Here is a 21,165-nt window from a genome sequence, read left to right as displayed (position 1 = left end):
ATCACGGATAGAGAACCACTTTACCCGATTGTCCACTCATCATCTGGTCAAATCCTTGGGCAAAATCCTCTAAGGAATACCGGTGAGTAATCATCGGCGCCAAATCCACTTGACCTGAGGTTAAGAAACCTGCGGTTTGTTGCCAGGTTTGATACATCCTTCTACCCACGATGCCATGAACCTGCGCGCCTTTAAATACGATATCATTGGTAATATCTAACGCAACGGACTGAGTAGGAAGTCCCAACATGGAAATCCGCCCACCGAAGGTTAACATGGAAAATCCTTGCTGAATGGCTGTTGGGTTTCCGGACATCTCCAACACCACATCAACACCCTCACCATCGGTCAACTTCTTCGCCACAGCGACAGGATCTTCCTCTTTAGAATGAACGAGATGAGTCGCCCCCATCGTTTTGGCTAAATGAAGCCGATACTCATTAATATCACAAGCAATGACAGCGGAAGCGCCAGAAGCCTTCGCCACAGCGACTGCCATGACCCCAATTGGACCACAGCCAATTACCGCCACAGTGCGCCCAGCAATCGGCCCAGACAGAGCAGTATGCACAGCATTACCCATCGGTTCCATTGCCGATGCCACTTCAGGTGGTAATTCCGCATCATTTTTCCATAGATTTTCCGCCGGCATCACAGCATATTCCGCAAAGCATCCTTGGGTATCGACCCCGATAATTTTTGTATTGGCGCAAACATGGGCTTCACCTCGTCGACATTGCGAGCAATGTCCACACACAATATGGGTTTCTGCAGAAACGTGATCGCCCTCTTGCAAATGAGTGACACCCGCACCTCGCTCAACCACAATCCCAGAAAACTCATGACCAAACACCATCGGTGTTTGTACACGGCTTGCTGCCCAATCATCCCAAGTATAAATATGGACATCGGTTCCACAAATGGTGGTTGCCTGAACTTTCACCAGCACTTCACCTGGACCAACCTGCGGGATCGGTACTTCACGCAGTTCAGCACCAAATCCAGCATGATGTTTAACAAGCGCACGCATCTTTCCGTCCACAGCGGACACCTCTTCCTACAAACGTTCTAATATTGTCTATGATTTCCGGGGTTATTATACCATTACCCCGAATAAAAACAAAACTGTCCTTTGATTGCAGACATTTTCAGAAAAATAAATTGAAAATAATTTGACAGAATCCCGTCATAAAGTTAGTATTCCGATAGACGAAATTCGTCGAAAAATATACCGAGGAGATGGGCGCTAATATGCTCGGTAAATGGCTCACCCGTGCAAAACGATGGCTTTTACCCACATCCCCCCCTAGCGTTAAACAACCACCTAGGGAAAAGAAATCGGAAGAACACAATACGATCTCTTCCGAACCGGCAATAGAGGCAACCACTACATCCGCTACGAAAACCGCCTCTGTACATAATCCACCGTCATTATCAGTCACCCAGGAAGAAACAAGTGCGACACGCATAGAGGAGGTCAAGGTCCTTTCTTCTAAAATGTCAGCAGAAGAAGAACCCGCCTCTATGCAGGAACCACCGTCTCAGACAATGGAAGACGCAAACTGGCTTCACTTTGAAGAGCAAGGTTTCCAATTTTCAATGCCCTTAGACGATGAAGAGCAGCAGGTGTTAACGACTGCAGAGGCACGCTTTACTGCCGCTAAGAAACAGATTGAAGGAGCCAATACCAAGAATAAACAACGCTTCTTAGAACATCAACGAGCAATGAAGTATTGGAGCTTACAAATTTTTTATCGTGATCAAGCGCAAGCTCACTACAAGCGTCGTGCAGAAGATCCCACTGCTTTAGAGAAGACCATTTATTATTGTGAAAAACAAATCCAGTATGCTCCCATGGCAATCGCTGCGAATCGAATGGATCATCAAGCAAAGGAATTACCCCAGCACTACGGTTATAAGCAACTTGCAATTATCTATGAAAAACAAGGTGAGATCGATAAAGCGATCGATCTATGTAAGCAAGCTGAGCAGCAAGGATGGAAAGGTGATTGGTCTGCTCGGATTGAACGGTATAAAAAACGTGTTTCCCTTGCACAGTAATACCAAAAAACGAGCAGCCCCTGGGCTGTTCGTTTTTTATCGTTTACGAATCTGATCTTCAAGGTTTCGAATGCAGACATCCCAATTTCCCTTCCAACCTGCTTTCCGGGCATCCTTAGCAAGGCGAAGCGCTTCTGTCCATTCACTGGCTTCTTCATATAACATCACCAAATAATGATAGCCAGGATGGACAGGCAAGCCATATTGATAGGGATCCATCTCATATGCCCTTTGCGCAACAGGAGCATATTCAATCTGTCGTTCGCAATACCGGATGACTCGATTCAGAGCAATCGGATTTTCATTTCGTTCAGGGAAGTAAGCTACGATTTGCTCACTAAAATGATCATGGAGACTCAGGTACTTCTTCGCCTCCCACTGTTTCAGTATACGTGGGTCTGACTGGACCTGCTCCAAATCCTTTAATTTGCGCCTTGCTTTGCTATAAATATGCGCTTCTTCTGCTGAAATCAACATTCTAAAATCCAATTCTTCATCTTTATAACGAAATTCTGCCTCATAATCCTCCGAATAGGCAAGATCTCGTTCCCTACGAGCTCGCTCTTCTTTCATGTTTTGGATCGCTTTGTTAAGTTCACTCTTTCCTGTTTGGTAACTTTGACTCAACAGGCGCTTCGCTTCCCCCATCACTTTCTTACTATCTACGTTGTTAAAAAAGCCTAATAAATTTTTGGGCACGGCTTTCCCCTCCTTTTACTGACGGATACCCGCACCATTTCTTCACGGACCAATCGGATCTCTTTAAGTATAACACGATTTTACAAACCCCGGAGAAGCTGATATGAAATGGATACTAGCTCCATCAGAAAAAGGGCTGTCCCACAGAAAGCAATGGCTTTCCTCAGGATCAACCCTGTTTCAATTTCACGCCAACCCGTTCTTTTATGCAAACTCGGTGACGAGCTGATCAAAGTCTGCTTGAGAAATCTTCATGTCTTGTTTGACAAGGGGAGTTTCTTCAAACCCAGCAACTAAATCTTCATATGGCTGTCGCTCTTTATTTTGATAAATCAATCCCGTAATCAGACCCTGGCTCTCCATTAATTTTTGCATAGCCAGCATGCGATTGCTTGGATCGTACCCTTCTTCGTCTTCGAGGTTGACTAGATTCTCTTTAAACCAATCATAGGTATTGATTTTATTATAGGTGACACAAGGACTGTATACATTGATCAAAGAAAATCCTTTATGTTTTAATCCCGCTTCGATCAGATGAGTCATCTGTTTTAAGTCACTGGAGAATGCTTGAGCAACAAACCCAGCCCCTGCTGTCAATGCCATCTCCAAGGGAGCGATGGTCGCTTCAATGGCCCCTTTGGGGGTGCTTTTCGTTTTAAAGCCCATCTCACTGCGAGGAGATGTCTGTCCCTTTGTTAACCCATAAACCTGGTTATCCATCACAATATAGGTAATATCGACATTGCGTCGAATGGCATGGATGGTATGACTCATACCAATTGCAAAACCATCACCATCTCCCCCCGCAGCTACAACAGTCAAATCACGATTGGCAAGCTTTAATCCTTGAGCAATCGGCAATGACCGCCCATGAATTCCATGAAATCCATAAGCATTCGTATAACCCGAAATACGTCCTGAGCAACCAATCCCTGAAACAATCGCGACATCTTCAGGTTCTTTACCCAAGTTAGCAAACGCGCGTTGCATTGCTGCCAACACGGAGAAGTCCCCACAACCAGGACACCAGTTTGGCTTTACTTTATTGCGAAAATCCTTAAACGTGGCCATGGGCAAACAGCTCCTTGCATTCATGATAGATTTCTGCCGGGAGGAAGGGGTTTCCATCGTACTTACCAACATGCTGAATTTTATCCAACATGCCGATGTGTAATCGTAGCTGATCAGTTAACTGGCCAGTCGCATTGTTTTCAACAACAATGACTTTCTTGGCTTTCTCCACAAAGGGCTTTACTTGTTCGGTAGGGAATGGAAGCAACTGACGAATGTGAAGGTGATTCACTTTCATTCCATCCTTCTCTAAGCGCTCCATTCCTTCTTGAATGACTCCCCGTGTAGAGTTAATTCCCACAATCAAAATATCCGCTTCTTCGTGCTTAGCATTGAGGTATACAGGATCTTTAAAATCAATTGGACCTGCTAACTTTTGCAAACGTTTCTCCATCATTTGTTTGCGATTGCGTGGGTTCTCCGAGGGGCGACCCACTTCATCATGCTCAACCCCTGTGACATGATGCAATCCATTTTTCACACCCGGAATGATCCGTGGAGAGATCCCGTCCTCAGTTAGTTCATAGCGTTTGAAGAGTTCAGAGTTTGCTAATTCTTTCAAACCATCGGATTCGGTAATTAATTGCCCACGATCAATGTGGATGCGATGATAATCCAGTGGTTCAACGGATTGCTTTCCGAGAGATAGGGCTAGATCCGAGACAATAATCACAGGGCATTGGTATTTATCTGCGAGATTAAAAGCCTGGATGGTGTCATAAAAACATTCCTCCACTGTACTCGGGGCAATAACAATTTTCGGAATCTCCCCATGCGTACTATAAATCATCGCATTAAGGTCTGACTGCTCTTGCTTCGTTGGTAAACCAGTGGATGGACCTCCCCGCTGTGTATCAACAATGACGGCTGGGGTCTCCGTCATACCTGCAAGCCCAATGGCTTCTGTCATCAGGGATAACCCTGGGCCTGCTGAAGCGGTCAAAGATCGTACCCCACCATAGTTCGCACCAATCACCATCGAGATGGCGGCAATTTCATCCTCCGTCTGAACCACGGTTCCCCCAAATTTGGGTAATGTCTTAATAAGGTATTCCATAATTTCTGAAGAGGGTGTAATCGGATAGGCTGCCATAAGGCGTGCACCAGCAGCCACTGCTCCTAGAGCGATGGCGTCGTTACCGATCATGTATAACCGCTTTTTCCCATCAGAGGGTTCTAACCTTAGTTCGGACAGAGGCTCACCCGTCACTTTAAGAATATAGTCGGCCCCTTCTTTAATGGCCTGCATATTTTTATCCACCACTTGCTGACCTTTACGAGAAAACTTCTCTTCGATCACGCTTTGGAAGGCCTCAAGGGGCAGGCCAAGCAACGCACTCGATGCGCCAACAGCAACCATGTTTTTCATTTGTGCCAAACCGACATCCTGAGCGATTTTAATAAACGGCACGGAAAATAAGCGTGCCGAAATTTCATCAGGAACTTTTGGGTTAAATTTCTCGTCCGCTAGGATTACTCCATTCGCGTGTAGTTCATGGGCATTCAGATCAATGGTCTCTTGATCAAAAGCCACCAAGACATCGAGATCATCTGAAACGGCCCCCACTGGTTGGGTACTGATCCGGATCTTCGTGTTGGAATGCCCCCCCTTAATCCGGGAAGAAAAATGCCGATATCCATATAGATGATATCCCAATCGATTCAACGCAGTGGAGAAAATCTCTCCGGTACTGTCAATCCCTTCTCCCTGTTGGCCGCCCACTTTCCACGAAAGCTGCTTGATCAAGTTCCATTCATCTCCTTTGTATCTACCCTGCGACTTGAAAACCATAGATAAAATCCGCGAAAGGCTGGAACACACCTTCATACGAGACAATCCGAAGCATTCGGCTATCTCTGTCAATCGTTTGAAAAGTTTGTTAACGACTAACCACTACCAGGGACTCCGCTCCCAATTTTTTATGGAGAGCCCTTTGCAGAATAGGTTTTTAGCAATCACTTTTTCGACTTCAATTCTAGACCCCTTGGCCGTAAAAATCAACCGGATACCCAAGCTGATTAGGGAAAGTTCCCCGTTGAATCCTTTTTCTTCTTCTCTTCCCTAATCCATCTCTTATTTTAATGCAGCAAACGAAACCCTTGTTATCACGAGGGTTTTCGCACCTTTACAAGGCTTCTCAATCCATCTTCATTTTCTTATGATAACGCTTACATTTATTCATTAAATTCCATCCGGTTTTCTTTGAATTAACCCTTTACAGCAGGAAGGAAACGCTCATAGAATTGGATCGCATTCCCAAATGCCCATTGATATACCAATGATTCAGGATAACGTTTAATTAATGCATTCCACCAATGATCCCAATGTCCTGCATGCTCTAAACCGGGAATTTTATGATCGATTCCGTCAAAATCAGAGCCGAAGGTTAAGATACCTTCACCACCAAGGGAACATACACGTTCAACATGGCCCAATAGATCATCCACCGTCGCTTTTTGCGGATCATTATGAACAAATTGAGGAACAAAGGTTACTCCCATTAATCCTTGACGTTGAATGAGTGCTTGGATTTGTTCATCCGTTAAATTGCGTACATGAGAACACAATGCACGGCAATTGGAATGGGAAGCCATTACAGGTGTTCTTGCCTGTTGAATCACCTCCCAAAATCCACGAACAGACAGGTGGGACACATCAAGGATCATAGAGAGGCGTTCCATCTCTTTTACCAGCTGCCACCCAAAGTTGCTCAATCCTCCGTTTCTTCCTTCTAGTACACCATCTGCTGCTTCGTTGGCGTAGTTCCAGGTAAGACCGACTTGCCTTAATCCCAAGTGGTGAAGAATTCGCAAATAGGCAAGCTCACCTTGCAGAGCATCCACTCCTTCTAAGGCGAGTAGGGCAGCCGGTATCCCCCGACCGATTTGTAAAAGATCATGTTGGGATTGCACATGGAAAAGCGGCCCATTCTTTCGCACGATTCGTTCATAAAAATAATCAACTTGCCGCAAGGCAACCTCCCATGTTCCACTTCTGGGAACCCTTTGCGGAATATAAATCGCAAAAACTTGCAAGCTCACTCTTGACTGTTTTATCCGTGGCCATGTAACGTCCAAAGCACTTTGTTCACTTGTAAAGGAATGGTTGATTGGATCTTTCCACATTTTGAACAGGACATCACAATGACCATCCACCCAATTCACAAGATCCCCTCCATTCAAAATTCGGACCCATAACCAAAAGAAAACCTGTCTATACAATGATAAACAGGTTTATCGTCCATATTCTAGGCACATGTTTCTTATCGAGGTTCAACAATCAGTTTGATGGCCGTACGTTCCTCACCATCGATAACAATATCAGTAAATGCTGGGATACAAATGAGATCCATTCCGCTCGGTGCAACAAATCCTCTTGCAATCGCAACCGCCTTTACAGACTGGTTAAGTGCCCCTGCACCGATGGCTTGAATCTCTGCATTCCCTCGTTCGCGCAGGACACCTGCCAGTGCACCAGCGACGGAGTTCGGGTTCGACTTTGCTGAAACTTTTAATACATCCATGTCAGCTACCTCCTCGATGGTTTGGACTGTATCCACTCGTAATATATTCGGCAAACTTTTATAAATTCCTGCTAATCCAAGCTGATTGACGCGAACCTCTTTGTCACTAAAGGTTTTCTCTATCAGGACAGGTTTTTATTGCCGATACTTATCCTTTTCCACCAAGGAGACACTCTTAACCCTCTCATTTTCTCATCATTTTAATAGAGAATTATTCAAACCATGGCTGATCATCATCAATTCGTATCCGCTTAATCCCCTGCGCTATACCGCTGGTAACGTTGATGTCTAAGAGAACCCCATTCAGTTGAGATCGACCTCTAGCAACCTCAAACCGAACAGGTAATTGCGTAAGAAAACGTTTGAGTACAACCTCTTTTTCCATTCCTAATATCGAGTCATAGGGCCCTGTCATCCCCACATCACTGAGAAAAGCAGTTCCATTGGGAAGGATCCGTTCATCCCCTGTCTGTACATGCGTATGGGTACCGATGACCGCCGATACGCGCCCATCAACGTACCAAGCAAGCGCTTGTTTTTCAGAGGTTGTTTCCGCATGAAAATCGACGAGTATCGGTCCTTTTCCTTTGATGGAGGTTAGAAGCTCATCCACTTTGCGGAAGGGGCAGTCAAGGTTATTCATAAAGGTACGTCCCATTAGGCTGATTACGGTCAGGGTCCCTTGCGATAGGGTAAGTCGAACTACACTGGCTCCTGGAGCACCTTCTGGGTAATTGGCAGGACGAATCAAACGCGGTTCATCATCAATGAAATCAAAAATTTCCCGCTTGTCCCATGTGTGGTTCCCTAATGTGATTCCATCCACACCGGCCCCAAAAAATTCCCGGGCAATCCCACGTGTAATCCCCCGCCCATCGTCTGCGGCATTCTCCCCGTTCACAATGATTGCGTCCGGTTGATAAGTACGTTTGAGGCGGGGTAAATAGGTAGAGAGTGTGGTTCTCCCGCTCTCCCCCACAATATCTCCAATCATTAATACGCGCATAATTTATCCTCCAAGCCCTTTTAGAAAAAATAAAAGTGGCAGTTAAGCCACTTTTATTTTGCGTATTCAACCGCTCGCGTCTCACGAATGACGGTCACTTTGATATGTCCTGGATAATCTAGCTGGTTTTCTATCTGCTTTTTAATTTCACGAGAGAGTCGTACGGATTCGCTATCACTGATTTCATCAGGGCGAACCATGATGCGAACTTCCCGTCCAGCTTGAATGGCATAGGATTTTTCTACACCATCGAAGGATTCGCAAATCTCCTCAAGCTTCTCCAACCGTTTGATATAGGCTTCGAGTGTTTCACGCCGTGCTCCTGGACGAGCTGCAGATAGGGCATCCGCAGCACCTACCAACACAGCGATGACACTGGTTGCTTCTACATCACCATGGTGTGAAGCAATCCCGTTGATCACAACCGGATGCTCATTATACTTTTTGCCCAATTCTACGCCAATTTCCACATGGGAGCCTTCTACCTCATGGTCTATCGCTTTCCCAATATCATGCAATAAACCTGCACGTTTTGCCAAGTGGACATCTTCACCCAATTCGGCTGCAAGCAATCCTGTTAGATGAGCCACTTCCATTGAATGCTTCAAGACATTCTGTCCATAACTCGTCCGGAAGCGCAGTCTACCAAGAATCTTGATCAAATCGGGATGGAGACCATGCACGCCCGTTTCAAATGTGGCTTGTTCTCCATATTCACGGATCCGTTCATCCACTTCTTTACGGGATTTTTCAACCATCTCTTCAATGCGTGCAGGATGGATCCGTCCATCAGCCACCAATTTTTCCAATGCCACACGAGCCACTTCGCGTCGAATGGGATCAAAACCAGAGAGAATCACCGCTTCGGGTGTATCGTCAATGATTAGATCGATACCAGTCAACGTTTCTAAAGCACGGATGTTACGACCCTCACGGCCAATGATCCGCCCTTTCATCTCATCATTTGGCAGTGTGACAACCGAGACCGTGGTTTCTGCGACGTGATCCGCAGCACAGCGTTGAATTGCAAGGGATAGGATGCTCCGACCCCTTTTATCCGCTTCTTCTAGGGCTTGATTCTCCATCTCTTTGATCAATTGCGCCGTTTCATGCCGCATTTCCTGCTCTACACGGGAGAGGATCAACTGCCGAGCTTCTTCCGATGTCAAGCCTGACAAACGTTCTAGCTCAGCGGCCTGCTCTTGATATAATTCTTCAATGCACCGTTCCCGCTCTTGTACTTTGCTCTCTTTTCGTCCAATGGTCTCTTCTCGTTTTTCCAGAGACTCTTGTTTTCGATCCAGCGTTTCTTCCTTTTGCACCAATCGACGTTCTAAACGAGTCAGGTCATTTCGTTGTTCACGAAGTTCTCTTTCTGCTTCGGTCCGCAAACGGTGCGCTTCATCCCGCGCTTCCAATACCTGCTCTCGTTTCATCGTCTCTGCGTCGCGTTGCGCTTTATCGATGATCTGCTCTGCCTCTTGCTCAGCACCGCCAATACGACCTTCAGCTGTTACCTGACGCATACGGTAACCAACATATGTACCAACAATGCCACCGAGGAGAAACAGGAGAGGCCATACTACATATTCCACAACTATATCTACCCACCTCCTCCCTTCTCCATGTATAAAACAAGACCGATGATTTCGGTCTATCTAAGGTCCACGCATGTAAATCAATGGGCAAACGAAGGTAGAGATAGGTCTCCCTAACAGAAGCTTTCAGACCCTTTACTGGGTAATACACATGTCATTTCTCTCAAAAAAATCATGTTTACAACTGTTAACTACCATAATTAAGGGGTTTATCAGTTGCACACCAATTGTATTATTTACCCTGTCCCATTGTCAAGCAAGCGCATAGGTCTAATAGCGGATGCACCGCCTTTCATCCCTACTTCAAAGGCCTGATCCGCTCCCTCTGTGAGGTGGGGGTCATGGGTGACTAAGAGAATTTGCCGGTCAAACACTTCCCCTGTTGATTTTAAAAATTCGAGCATGGGAAGGATATACTCACGGCTGACATGTTTTCCTGGTTCATCTAAAATCAGTGGCCCTGTGGGTCGGGGACGAAAGGTTTCAATCAAGGCAATGCGTAACGCTAAGGATGTGATATCAACAATTCCGCCTCCACGCGCTTCTTGGGGTTTTGTTTTGACAGAGGTTCCTTCCCAGTCTGTAATCACATAAAACTCTGCAACAGGCTTTCCTCCATGCTCTGTTAGTTCAATTTCAAAGCGAAACAACGGACCAAAGACATATTGTAGTGCCTTGGTAACCAATGTCTCCATTTGCGCTTTTGCTTGTGAACGAGCATGTTCAGCAGACTGCTGTAGCAGGACACGTACTTTGTCATAGATCTCCCGTTTTTTGTTCTGTTCGGCAAGGCGCGCGTCGACTTCACCTAACAACCTTGTTAATTCGTCCCGCTTCGCTCTTCTTACTAAGGCCTCTTCTCGTGCACCCACTAACTGCTTATGGAGGGTTGCTAAGTCCTGATGTTCATCCATTATTGCGCGCCAACTCTCGGGGTAGCATCGCCCATGCCTCTTCGATCTTTTGCGCAATTTCCTGTTGGAGTTTCTCAATCTCCTCTTCCAAACGCTCAGGCTCAACTCCCAATTCCTTTAATTCCTGGAGGATTTCCTGTTCTTGGCGCTCCAAATCTTCCAGGCGAATTTCTGCTTTATAACGTAAATTTTTCGCTTCCTCTAATCGTTCCTTGATCTCTTTAATTTGCTCTTCTTGTTTCACCACGCATACCTCCTTGATACTCCTTCACAATATGTTCGACCACTGACCCATCTACCTCGGAACCACAAGTCGGACAACGCCCCAACTCTGCCAACACCCCGGATAATCCTTCAATATATTCGTTAATGTGTTGCTCCTGCTTGGTCTTATAAGCGATTCCCTGAGCGATTCGGGATCGCCGATCCTGTAGGTCCTGTGCTCGTTGCCGGAGGGATTTAAGCCGCCGATAACCTTCAACCAACTCGACCATTTCGCTCTCAGGAAGTGCCCTTGTCTGACGAAGATGCTGTTGCAATTGTCTCTTCTCCCCTTGGAGCTGTCGAAGCCGTGGAAGTAGACGCACTAATTGCATTTGGTGTTGTTCTTTTCCTTCCAGTGTAACAAGATCAATCTGTTGACTGGCTTCCGTCAGATGTAACCAGTTTTGTACGCGTTTTTTCTCGAGATAATGAAACTCCCTTCGTTGCAGCACTTTTTCCATCCGACCTTTCTGATGAGCCAGTTTCTCCAAGGTCATCAGTTTCCTTTCGAGTAACTCACATTGGGCTGTCTCTTGTAACACCCGCTGCCAATCACGAATTTCTGTGAGGGTGCGTGGATAGATTTGCGCCATACGCTCCATGTGCTTCACACGCTCATGATTCTGTGTAAAGCTTGCCACCATGGATTCCACAGCAGACAGCTGACGAAATGTTTTCAATCGCGTGCGCTCGCTTTCAATTCGTTTTTGACAAGCAAGCAAGCGCTGCCTAAGAGATTGTAATCCTTCCAAACGTTGTTGTAATTCGGATGCTTGCCTGTAACACTGCTCCGTTTTTTCTAACTGATCTATTTGATGCGGTAAATCATCATAGGCTGTTAGCGACTCTTTTAAGCGATTGGCTTCCTCTAGATCATGTTTCATTTCAGAAGAAAGGCTCCGCATATCCCGGACCGTTCCTTGAAGCGCAATATCTATCAGATGCGCGCCCGATACTCTACCAATCGATTTGGCTTTAACCCCCCCTGTTTCAGAAAGAAGAAAGGGAGCTTCCAACTGTGTCCCAAACTGGGCCGGCATGTTCCAGTCCGTATCGAGTTTAAGTGGGTGCATCCCATGAGCTTCCATCACTTCTAAGGGGACTTGTCCACCAAATCCCTCAAATACCATGGCTTCTTCCCCTTGGGGAGTCACTGTATATCGATTAATGGAAGCCGATCGCTCCCGTACAATCAACGTACCATCCATCAAGGTCAACGACACACGACAACGCTCTTTCCCAACTCGGATGTAATCCTTTCCTTTTGGCTGATTATACAACAGCCAACGAAGAGCCCGCAGAATCGCGCTTTTCCCACTGTCGGATGGTCCTACAAACACATTGAGGCCCTTAGCAAAGTCGATTTCCGTCCGTTCATGGGATTGAAAATTTTCGATGAGCAAATGTTTAAACCCCTTCAATCCCCCCACTCCCCTTCTGAACCCAACCGTTCATGAACCACAGCAATTCGGCGTAATGCTTCATACTTTACTTCTTCGTCAATTCCTTCCATGCGGGCAATATCTTCAACAATATCCCGTGCCCCCATCCCACGAAATTCGCCAGCTGCTTGAACTTCCTGTACAAATGAAACCATCTTCTCTTCTCGATAAGCAGCCTGTTCAAGGTACGAGCGATCCAATACACTCTCTCCCGGAGCCGCTGATCGCAAACGCCGAAAAGTGACCGTTACCTTCTCATCAAATTCCAGTATGGCGATCTGGGGCATCCGGCGCATCTCTGAAGGGTGGTTATTAATTCGGGCGATGGCACCTGGGTTCACAATATAACGCCCTTCCTTCTCTTGTAAAGGAAATCCTGCATGATAATGACCTGTGAGGAGGACATCCGCTTCTCCCCCCCACAGGTCGTGTACCATCGTATGAGGAACACCCTCTGGTAAAGCGCGTTCCACCGCCATTCCATGGACCATATGAACAGCAAAATCCATACCCTCATCCTTGGAAACAGTGTAATCTAGCTCAGGATCTCTTTTATCCAGTTCATAGTGAAAAGGTTGACCCGTCAATTGTAGGCTCGTCCCGTTTTTTTCGATGACGACCTTTTCTTTCTCCCGCAATAGGTGAACGGTACCAAAGGCATCAAGCAACCCCAACATCGAACGATCCACTGTTCCAGGATTATGCCCGTAGATATCATGATTTCCAGCAATTGTATAAACCGGCACCTGCAAACCGCGGAAAATCCCCGCAAAATCACGGACAACAGCAGGGGAGATATCTGGGCGGTCAAACAGATCCCCTCCATGAAGGACCGCATCGACACTTTCCTGTTCAGCCAACGCGACAACTTCCTCCATTTTTGCACGGAGAGTGGCCACAAAGTCATCCAACCGACTGCGAGGCGTCGTACCGCGAATATGTGTATCAGTCACATATAGTAAACGTAGCATTGGAGAAATCACTCCCCTTCTTGGTGCCGCCTCTTAAAATCCAACAACAAACGACGAACCAGTGATGAATGAAATCCGCGGCGCAATAGATATTGTCCCAACCGCCGCTCCACAACCTTCCATGGATGAAGCGACAACCGCCGATAGCGCTTTTCTGCCGTCGCCATGGCAATCGTCGCTTCATCTTCTTCTTTTACATGACTGATTGCCTCTTCCACAACCGTTGAAGAAACTCCTTTTTGCAGCAATTCCTGGCGAAGCACGGCAACGCCGTACCCCTTGGTACGGCGTCGCTCCTCTACCCAGTTGCCAGCATAACGCCGGTCATCGAGGTATCCCTTTGTCTCCATATCCGCTATCACGTGAGTGATATGTTCCTCAGCAAATCCTTTACTAATGAGATGCCGTTTGGTTTCGTAAAGCGTGCGCGGTTTATATCCCACGTAGCGAAGAGCCGCCTGACGAACTTTGTTGCGCTCCTCTTCTTGGAGGATTCCCTCCATCTTCTCGGTGTCCACGATCATTCCTTTAGCTAAGGACCATTTGATCAAAACATCCTCATGAACAGCAAAGCGATAAGTACCATCGATATGGATATTATAGCGGGGCGCTCCACTCTTTTGGCGTTCAATACGTGTGATTTCGCCCGATGTACTCATAAACAATCACTCGCCTTTATCAGAAGAAGGCGCTTGTGCATCCGCAAGAAGTTCATCTTTCGCCTTCGCTGTCTTCTTATTCTTCGCCATCACATCGTCATCGGAAACTGGAGTCACGCTGAGATCGAAGTGTTCGCGAATCCGATTTTCAATCTGGAGAGCGATCTGACTATTTTCCTTCAAAAATTGTTTTGAGTTTTCCCGACCTTGTCCCAACCGGTCACCATCGAAGGAATACCAAGCACCTGATTTATTTACGATATCTAACTCACTACCAATATCTAAGATACTACCCTCACGGGAAATTCCTTCCCCATACATAATATCCACTTCTGCCTGCTTAAACGGAGGTGCCACTTTATTTTTTACAACCTTGATTCGTGCCCGGTTTCCGACCATATCATTGCCTTGCTTAATTGTTTCCGCACGGCGAACTTCCAAACGAACGCTTGAATAAAATTTAAGAGCTCGACCACCGGGGGTCGTTTCGGGATTACCAAACATCACGCCCACTTTTTCGCGAATCTGGTTAATAAAAATCGCAATGGTATTGGATTTGCTAATCGCACCGGAAAGCTTACGTAACGCCTGGGACATCAGACGGGCTTGAAGTCCTACATGAGAATCTCCCATCTCCCCTTCGATTTCCGCTTTGGGTACCAGGGCGGCCACCGAATCAATCACAATGATATCCACCGCACCACTCCGTACCAAAGCCTCTGCGATCTCCAGCGCTTGCTCCCCTGTATCTGGTTGGGAAAGAAGCAATTCATCCACATTCACACCGAGCTTCCGTGCATAAACAGGATCCAAAGCATGCTCTGCATCGATGAATGCAGCTTGACCCCCTTTGCGTTGGGATTCAGCAATCGCATGAAGAGCCACTGTCGTCTTCCCTGATGACTCCGGTCCATAAACTTCAATCACCCGACCACGAGGAAATCCACCCACACCAAGAGCAATATCCAGGGCGAGCGCTCCGCTGGAAACCGTCTCAATTTGGCGAATCTCGGATTCGCCCATTTTCATGATCGAACCCTTACCAAATTGCTTTTCTATCTGTCGCAAAGCCATATCCAAAGCCTGACGGCGATCTGACATTGATAACCCACTCCTTCGAATCCAGTAGATACATTCATCATACATCCTTTTTCCCTTCGTGCCAAGATCATTTGCGAACATTCATTCGTATTTTTTTCGCATTCCTATATTTTGTCAGAACGTGCCGTCATGGAAGGAAAAGAGCCGATCTTTTCACAACAAGGATACCTTCCCCCTTTGATGCATGAGAGCGGTTATGGTACCCTTACTTCAGCCCCTCTGATTGATGCATGTAGGGGTTTACTCTACCGTAATGATATAATAAAAACTAGATCCATCGGAAAGGAGTCATCCATAAATGAACAAAGAACAAATGGAAGAAGAAATCATGGAAGCCCTCGAGACCGTTGAGGATCCTGAGCTCCATATCGATATTGTAAACCTAGGCCTTGTCTATGGCGTCGATATTGACGATGAAGGAAAAGCTAAGGTGACTATGACCTTGACCGCAATGGGTTGCCCCCTTGCTGGTACGATTAATGAAATGGTAACCACCGCTGTCAAATCCGTCGATGGTGTCAACGACGTCGAAGTAGATATCGTGTGGAACCCACCATGGTCGAAGGAACGCATGTCTCGCTATGCAAAAATGGCGCTGGGAATTCACTAAGGTGATTCGTTACAAATAAAACCTCTTATTTGATTCTACCTCTCCAATGTCAATGACAAACGAAGTCCCTGATTCCTTTCCAGCAAAGTGGAACTGAATCAGGGACTCTTTGAATGCAAATTTTCTCATCGGCTGCACGCTTGTTATAACGAGGTGCAAATCTGTTCATTAACCGATTTTAGAAAGTGAAAAGGAAGGTAAAAACGGGAGTATCCCCGGCTCAATTAAGATAAAAAGACTGACGCCATTACCTCAGACGTCAGTCTTTTTATCTATCACTTTATAGCCACACCTTTAAAACGTTTCCTTTCATACAAAAACAATCCATTCGACGCTCGTTAGTGTTGACTATGCCATTACGACCGATTACGCGGACGTGCAGGTTCTAGATTTACCCGTGCACCATTAATCTTCGTTTGTCGTAGCGCTTCAAAAACAAAGGGAGCTGCTTCCTCTGGTACTTCCACAAAGGAAAAGCGATCATAAATATTAATACGCCCCACATTCCGTGCATTAATCCCAGCTTGTTCAGCAATCGCTTTAACCAGCTCTTTGGGCTTAATGTCTGCATTGCGACCGACATTGATGAAAAAGCGTACCATCCCTGGAGATGCGCCTGTTTCACCAAAATCGTAAACTGCATCGTGTCCTGCTGTGAAGCGATCCGCAAAGGCAAGGTGAAGGGCTGCAACCGCTACTTTTACGGGATCATGTTGATCAACCAAATCGCGAACCATCTCTTCAAAGAGCGGCATTGCTTCCGACGAATTTAATGTCTCCTCCAGCTGTTCAACCAATACTTTTTGTTGACGCTCAGCCACTTCCTCTAACGTTGGCAACTCCCGAGGAGTAAGGTGTCCATGAATCTCCTGTTCAATCGAACGAAGTTGCTTCATTTCTCGGGGAGTTACTAAGGTAAGGGCTAGCCCCGTACGGCCAGCACGACCTGTACGGCCAATGCGGTGAACATAACTTTCAGCATCTTGTGGAATGTCATAGTTAATAACATGAGAGATCGTTCCAATATCAATCCCACGTGCTGCGACATCCGTAGCAACAAGCAATTCAATATCTCCACGTCGAAATGCATTCATTACGCGATCGCGTTGTTGTTGCGCCAAGTCTCCATGAAGCCCTCCAGAGAGGTATCCACGAGCTTGTAACGCTTCTGAAAGATCATCGACCCCTTTTTTCGTTCGACAAAAGAGAATTCCTTGATCCACATCTTCGCTATCTAAAATACGACAAAGGGATTCTAACTTTCCATTTTCTAACACCTTATAATAGACCTGTTCAATAACGGGAGCCGTCACTTCCCCTCGGCTCACCGTAATGTACTTCGGCTTGTTCATATACTTGTGGGCTAACCGCCGAATCCCTGGTGGCATGGTAGCAGAGAACAACAATAATTGACGTTGTTCAGGCAAAAATTTCATGACTGCTTCAATGTCATCGATAAAGCCCATATCCAACATCTCATCGGCTTCATCTAACACAAAAATTTCAACTGCATCCAAGTTTAGAGTACCCCGACGAAGGTGATCCAGCATACGTCCAGGTGTTCCAATAACCACATGAACTCCTTGTTTTAAGGCCTTAATCTGCCGACCAATGGATTGACCCCCATAAATGGGAAGGGTACTCACTCTCTTGGAGCGACCAATTTTACGTAACTCCTCCGACACCTGGATCGCTAGTTCCCGTGTGGGTGCCAAAGCGACTGCTTGTACTTGACGGCGACTCGTATCCACATGATCCAACAGTGGGATTCCAAAAGCAGCCGTTTTACCTGTACCTGTCTGTGCCTGGCCAATCACATCTTCGCCGCGGAGAACGGCTGGAATACATTCTTCCTGGATGGGGGAGGGTTCCTCAAAACCCATATCCCGTACCCCTTTTAAAATAAGCGGATCTAATTGAAAAGAATCAAATTGCGTCATTGTGTTGCTTCACCTTTCTTTGAACGTTCCAGTAATGTAAAAAGCGCATGTTTCGCCGCTCGAATCTGGATCTTTTGTCGAGAACCACCCAGATCAAGACGGAAGGAACGAGGCGGCTTCCCCCGTTCTGCGATACCAATATAAACAAGGCCGATCGGCTTTCCCTCGACAGAATCTGGACCCGCCACACCGGTTGTACTCAATGCATAGTCTGTATCCAATCGTTTCCGGATTCCTTCCGCCATTGCGAGGGATGTTTCCATACTAATGGTGCCATGTTCTTCAATGAGTGGGTTAGGCACATCGGCCAATTTATGTTTGGTGGCTGCACTATAAGCGACCACTCCACCCTGAAGAACGGCACTGGCACCAGGGACCGAAGTCACCATTTCCGTCAGTAATCCGCCTGTACAACTCTCTACAAAGGCAACGGTCTTTTTCTTCTCTCTTAATCCCTTGACAAGAGCTACTTCCAACGTATCATCGTCCTCTGCATAGAGGAAACGTCCAGCAATTGCAATAATCTTCTCCTTCACAGGTGCAATCAATCGTCGAGCTTCTTCTTCATCCTGCGCTTTTGCTGTCAATCGAAGGGTTACCTCCCCTTCCTTGGCAAGAGGCGCAATCGTTGGATTGGTTTGTTCACGGATCAAGGATTCCATCTGTGCGACCAAATGAGATTCACCAATCCCATAGAAACGTAAAACATTGGACACAACGATTTCTCCCGGACTGATCTCTTCCAAAAAAGGGCGGGCTTCATTAGTAAACATCGGATAAAGCTCCGTTGGAGGGCCTGGAAGTAAGATAAACGTTGTTCCTGCATGAGTCACTGCGACCCCAGGAGCCGTCCCATTCGGATTAGAAAAAACACGCCCCCCTGGAAAAACAAGCGCTTGCTTATAATTCGAAGGGGGAACAGACAATCCTCTCTCGGTAAACATGTCCTCCATAAACTTTCTAGACGGAGAATGCTCCACCAACTCGAATCCCAACACCTCAGCAACCACTTCTTTGGTTAAATCATCTTCAGTTGGACCTAGACCACCGGAGAAGATCACCACATCTGACCGGCTAGCAGCAAGTTTCACCACTTCTTTCAACCGATCCCAATTATCACCAACAGAAGTGTGATAATAGACACCAATCCCCAGTTTCGATAGTTCGCTAGACAGATAAGCAGAATGCGTATCCACGATTTGGCCTAGAAGAATTTCCGTCCCAACGGCCACTAATTCTGCACGCATCGAATGACGCCCTTTCTTCGAACCGGTCTGTTACCGGGGCTTTGTAAAACGAATGACTCGCTTATTTTTTACAAAGTAATCCACCCCAGAGATGACGGTAATAATCACAGCAAGCCAAATGAAAATTTCCGAGAAGGGAAAAGCAACGGAAGAGAATGGGAAATTATTCAAGATCAGTGCTGCCACGGCGATAATTTGAATAATTGTTTTCAGCTTCCCCATTGGGCTTGCCGCAATTACTTGACCTTCTGCTGCAGCAACCAATCGCAAACCGGTAACCGCAAATTCACGACTGATGATCACAACAGCAATCCATGCATCAAGCCGTTGCATTTCTACCAATGAAATCAGTGCGGCAGAAATCAACAGTTTATCTGCCAAAGGATCCAAAAACTTTCCAAGATTGGTCACGAGCTTCCGCTTTCGTGCAATGTAGCCATCTAAACCGTCCGTGATCGCAGCAACAATAAAAATAAGCGTTGCAATCATTTCACTAACGGTAATGCTCCCTGCACCCAAATGGAATTGACCCAGGTCATATTTGACCAACAAAAAGATCATTAAGACCGGAACAAGAAATATCCGGACCAAGGTGATTTTATTCGCTAGATTCACCTTTTGCGAACCTCCCCCCGCGAGTTCGCCTCCGCGACGTTTTCCAAACAGTAACCGCCCCGGCATTCTTCCTCGCAAAGCTCTGGTTTTGTCGATACAGTCATCCATATACATGACTGTGTTTGACACTCCAATCGTCTTTTATGAATGAACGAATTGAATGATCTTCATCCATCCACTCACACGGGATGAATCGATACATATCGATAAATGCGGTAATAGGAACATCATGTCTCCGCCCATCAGAGGGCATCCGCAGACGGAATATGTATCCCTCCTATGGCTTTTAAGCCTCCAATTGCAACCCACCCGCCAAGGCCAGCGACTGATAGGAGGGGAAATCGGCAAAACGAGCCCTGGCGGAAAAGGGCTCGATCCAACGTTCACGTTCCCATTCTCGCAATTCTTCCGTAAGTATAATACACGCGCTTCCCCCATGTCAAAGCAGGCAAACGCCTATCATGGACTCATAACCACCCTGCATTATGGTTTTCGCTGAATTTGGTAATGGTGATCTTTAGCGTCATGGGAAGTATCAATCTCATGACCATTCACGATTAATTTCACATGGCTAGGCGTACCCACTTCGAGGGAAATCCACTTGTCATGGTGAAACGATTTTTTTTCCCCTGCTTTTATCTTTCCTTTTTCAGCGATCTTTTCTGTGGGTCCCCCTTTTCGATAAATAAAAGAGGTCTCCTTTTCCACTTGCAAAGTCACCATGATCTCATCCGCCTTTGATACCTTAAATAAGTCACCATATTTATATGTCTCTGAAGGCTTAATCAGCTCAACCACGGATGAATCTCCTTGGATCGGTGATGAATGTGAAGAATTCTTCTCAGAGGATGTCTTTTGCTTCTGTGTGGCAGTCTCCTCACCAATGAATTCCTTCACCACCCATACCGTACCCAATCCAAGTAGAAGTACCCCAACAAGTATGATGACAAGGTTCAAAGGGATTCCTTTTTTCAAGGGAGCTTGGATCATTTCCAAAAACTCTCCCACTGCACTTTTTTTCCTTCTCCTTCTCCCTCGCTGCTCCTTCTGACGACCCCTGATTCGAGAAGTTTCGTTTTCCGCTCGAGTTTCAGTCCGTTCCTTCCGACTTCGACTTCGTGAAGGCAATTTTGCCGATGGATCAGGAGTTTTGTCTACTGGAGCTGGAACCGAATACGAAGATTCAATTGACGAGGAATGACTTCCCTCGATTTGCCTCATCATGCGTGCAGAATCGAGGCCAAGTACGTTACAGTATGCCTCGACAGTTCGACGTACAGCAAATTTGCCAGGTAATAATGAGTAATCGCCTGTTTCTATCCCTCGTAAGTATTCCAAACGGATACGCGTTTGTCGTTGAATATCCTCTAATGTTAGACCTGCCTGTTCCCGGCGCAAGCGAAGCTGATCCGTCGGTCGTGGCATAGGGTCATCCTCCTCTTG

20 protein-coding genes are annotated in these 21,165 nt (G+C 46.4%); 2 read left to right on the top strand and 18 right to left on the bottom strand.

The features are described 5' to 3' along the window. Position 1: 1 nt before the first annotated feature. Positions 2–1,042: an L-threonine 3-dehydrogenase gene (gene tdh, locus CHX35_RS06770; RefSeq protein ID WP_176391941.1), complete on the bottom strand. Its 1,041-nt coding sequence runs from the start codon at positions 1,040–1,042 to the stop codon at positions 2–4. Positions 1,043–1,251: 209 nt separating this feature from the next. On the opposite strand from tdh, the gene CHX35_RS06765 reads away from it, so the two are divergent. Beyond that, positions 1,252–2,061, top strand: coding sequence for a tetratricopeptide repeat protein (locus tag CHX35_RS06765; RefSeq protein WP_091835872.1), 810 nt, complete (start codon positions 1,252–1,254; stop codon positions 2,059–2,061). A gap of 36 nt (positions 2,062–2,097) precedes the next feature. Here CHX35_RS06765 and CHX35_RS06760 read toward each other — a convergent pair whose 3' ends face one another. The 13 genes from CHX35_RS06760 to recA all read right to left on the bottom strand — a co-directional run bounded on the left by CHX35_RS06760 (position 2,098) and on the right by recA (position 15,310). Further along, the gene (locus CHX35_RS06760; protein ID WP_091835869.1) at positions 2,098–2,760 is read right to left on the bottom strand and encodes a hypothetical protein; all 663 of its coding nucleotides are present in this window, start codon (positions 2,758–2,760) and stop codon (positions 2,098–2,100) included. A 204-nt stretch (positions 2,761–2,964) separates the two neighbouring features. After that, on the bottom strand, positions 2,965–3,831 hold the full coding sequence (locus tag CHX35_RS06755) for a 2-oxoacid:ferredoxin oxidoreductase subunit beta (RefSeq protein WP_091835866.1): 867 nt from the start codon (positions 3,829–3,831) through the stop codon (positions 2,965–2,967). After that, positions 3,818–5,578 carry a 2-oxoacid:acceptor oxidoreductase subunit alpha gene (locus CHX35_RS06750; RefSeq protein ID WP_091835863.1) on the bottom strand — a complete coding sequence of 587 codons (1,761 nt, stop codon included), beginning with the start codon at positions 5,576–5,578 and terminating at the stop codon, positions 3,818–3,820. The genes CHX35_RS06755 and CHX35_RS06750 overlap by 14 nt, the downstream gene beginning before the upstream one ends. 461 nt (positions 5,579–6,039) lie before the next feature. Continuing rightward, on the bottom strand, positions 6,040–6,996 hold the full coding sequence (locus tag CHX35_RS06745) for a dipeptidase (RefSeq protein WP_091835860.1): 957 nt from the start codon (positions 6,994–6,996) through the stop codon (positions 6,040–6,042). 98 nt (positions 6,997–7,094) lie between these two features. Then, complete coding sequence (locus CHX35_RS06740; protein WP_091835857.1) at positions 7,095–7,355, bottom strand: stage V sporulation protein S; 261 nt, start codon at positions 7,353–7,355, stop codon at positions 7,095–7,097. A gap of 211 nt (positions 7,356–7,566) precedes the next feature. Beyond that, complete coding sequence (locus CHX35_RS06735; RefSeq protein ID WP_091835853.1) at positions 7,567–8,361, bottom strand: TIGR00282 family metallophosphoesterase; 795 nt, start codon at positions 8,359–8,361, stop codon at positions 7,567–7,569. Between the two features lie 53 nt (positions 8,362–8,414). Continuing rightward, positions 8,415–9,956, bottom strand: a complete 1,542-nt coding sequence (rny, locus tag CHX35_RS06730; protein ID WP_091835850.1) for a ribonuclease Y — start codon at positions 9,954–9,956, stop codon at positions 8,415–8,417. A 239-nt stretch (positions 9,957–10,195) separates the two neighbouring features. Further along, entirely contained in the window at positions 10,196–10,873 is a 678-nt protein-coding gene (locus CHX35_RS06725) for an ATPase (RefSeq protein WP_091835848.1), read from the bottom strand. Beyond that, positions 10,866–11,117, bottom strand: coding sequence for a hypothetical protein (locus tag CHX35_RS06720; RefSeq protein WP_245838684.1), 252 nt, complete (start codon positions 11,115–11,117; stop codon positions 10,866–10,868). The genes CHX35_RS06725 and CHX35_RS06720 overlap by 8 nt, the downstream gene beginning before the upstream one ends. Next, positions 11,095–12,558, bottom strand: a complete 1,464-nt coding sequence (locus CHX35_RS06715; protein WP_176391940.1) for an AAA family ATPase — start codon at positions 12,556–12,558, stop codon at positions 11,095–11,097. The genes CHX35_RS06720 and CHX35_RS06715 overlap by 23 nt, the downstream gene beginning before the upstream one ends. Beyond that, positions 12,555–13,550, bottom strand: coding sequence for a metallophosphoesterase family protein (locus CHX35_RS06710; RefSeq protein WP_091835841.1), 996 nt, complete (start codon positions 13,548–13,550; stop codon positions 12,555–12,557). Before CHX35_RS06710 ends, CHX35_RS06715 begins: the two co-directional genes overlap by 4 nt. 8 nt (positions 13,551–13,558) lie before the next feature. Then, the gene (locus tag CHX35_RS06705) at positions 13,559–14,209 is read right to left on the bottom strand and encodes a RecX family transcriptional regulator (RefSeq protein WP_091835839.1); all 651 of its coding nucleotides are present in this window, start codon (positions 14,207–14,209) and stop codon (positions 13,559–13,561) included. A gap of 6 nt (positions 14,210–14,215) precedes the next feature. Then, positions 14,216–15,310 (bottom strand): recombinase RecA, encoded by a 1,095-nt coding sequence (gene recA / locus CHX35_RS06700; protein ID WP_091835836.1) that lies wholly within the window; start codon positions 15,308–15,310, stop codon positions 14,216–14,218. Between the two features lie 298 nt (positions 15,311–15,608). On the opposite strand from recA, the gene CHX35_RS06695 reads away from it, so the two are divergent. Next, complete coding sequence (locus CHX35_RS06695; protein WP_091835833.1) at positions 15,609–15,920, top strand: metal-sulfur cluster assembly factor; 312 nt, start codon at positions 15,609–15,611, stop codon at positions 15,918–15,920. Between the two features lie 356 nt (positions 15,921–16,276). On the opposite strand, the gene CHX35_RS06690 is transcribed toward CHX35_RS06695, so the two are convergent. From CHX35_RS06690 to CHX35_RS06675, 4 genes are all read right to left on the bottom strand, one after another. Next, entirely contained in the window at positions 16,277–17,860 is a 1,584-nt protein-coding gene (locus CHX35_RS06690; RefSeq protein WP_091835830.1) for a DEAD/DEAH box helicase, read from the bottom strand. Beyond that, positions 17,857–19,107 (bottom strand): competence/damage-inducible protein A, encoded by a 1,251-nt coding sequence (locus CHX35_RS06685; RefSeq protein WP_091835827.1) that lies wholly within the window; start codon positions 19,105–19,107, stop codon positions 17,857–17,859. Before CHX35_RS06685 ends, CHX35_RS06690 begins: the two co-directional genes overlap by 4 nt. Positions 19,108–19,137: 30 nt before the next feature. Beyond that, a complete protein-coding gene (gene pgsA, locus CHX35_RS06680; protein ID WP_091836178.1) occupies positions 19,138–19,722 on the bottom strand; it encodes a CDP-diacylglycerol--glycerol-3-phosphate 3-phosphatidyltransferase in 585 nt (194 codons plus the stop codon). A 483-nt stretch (positions 19,723–20,205) separates the two neighbouring features. Next, entirely contained in the window at positions 20,206–21,147 is a 942-nt protein-coding gene (locus CHX35_RS06675) for a helix-turn-helix domain-containing protein (protein WP_176391939.1), read from the bottom strand. Between the last annotated feature and the right edge of the window lie 18 nt (positions 21,148–21,165).

The sequence above is a fragment of the Marininema halotolerans genome, from assembly GCF_900116235.1.
GTDB classification, from domain to species: domain Bacteria; phylum Bacillota; class Bacilli; order Thermoactinomycetales; family DSM-45169; genus Marininema; species Marininema halotolerans.
Note: the sequence above shows the minus strand (reverse complement) of the source record. Positions and strands in the feature narration are given on the sequence as shown.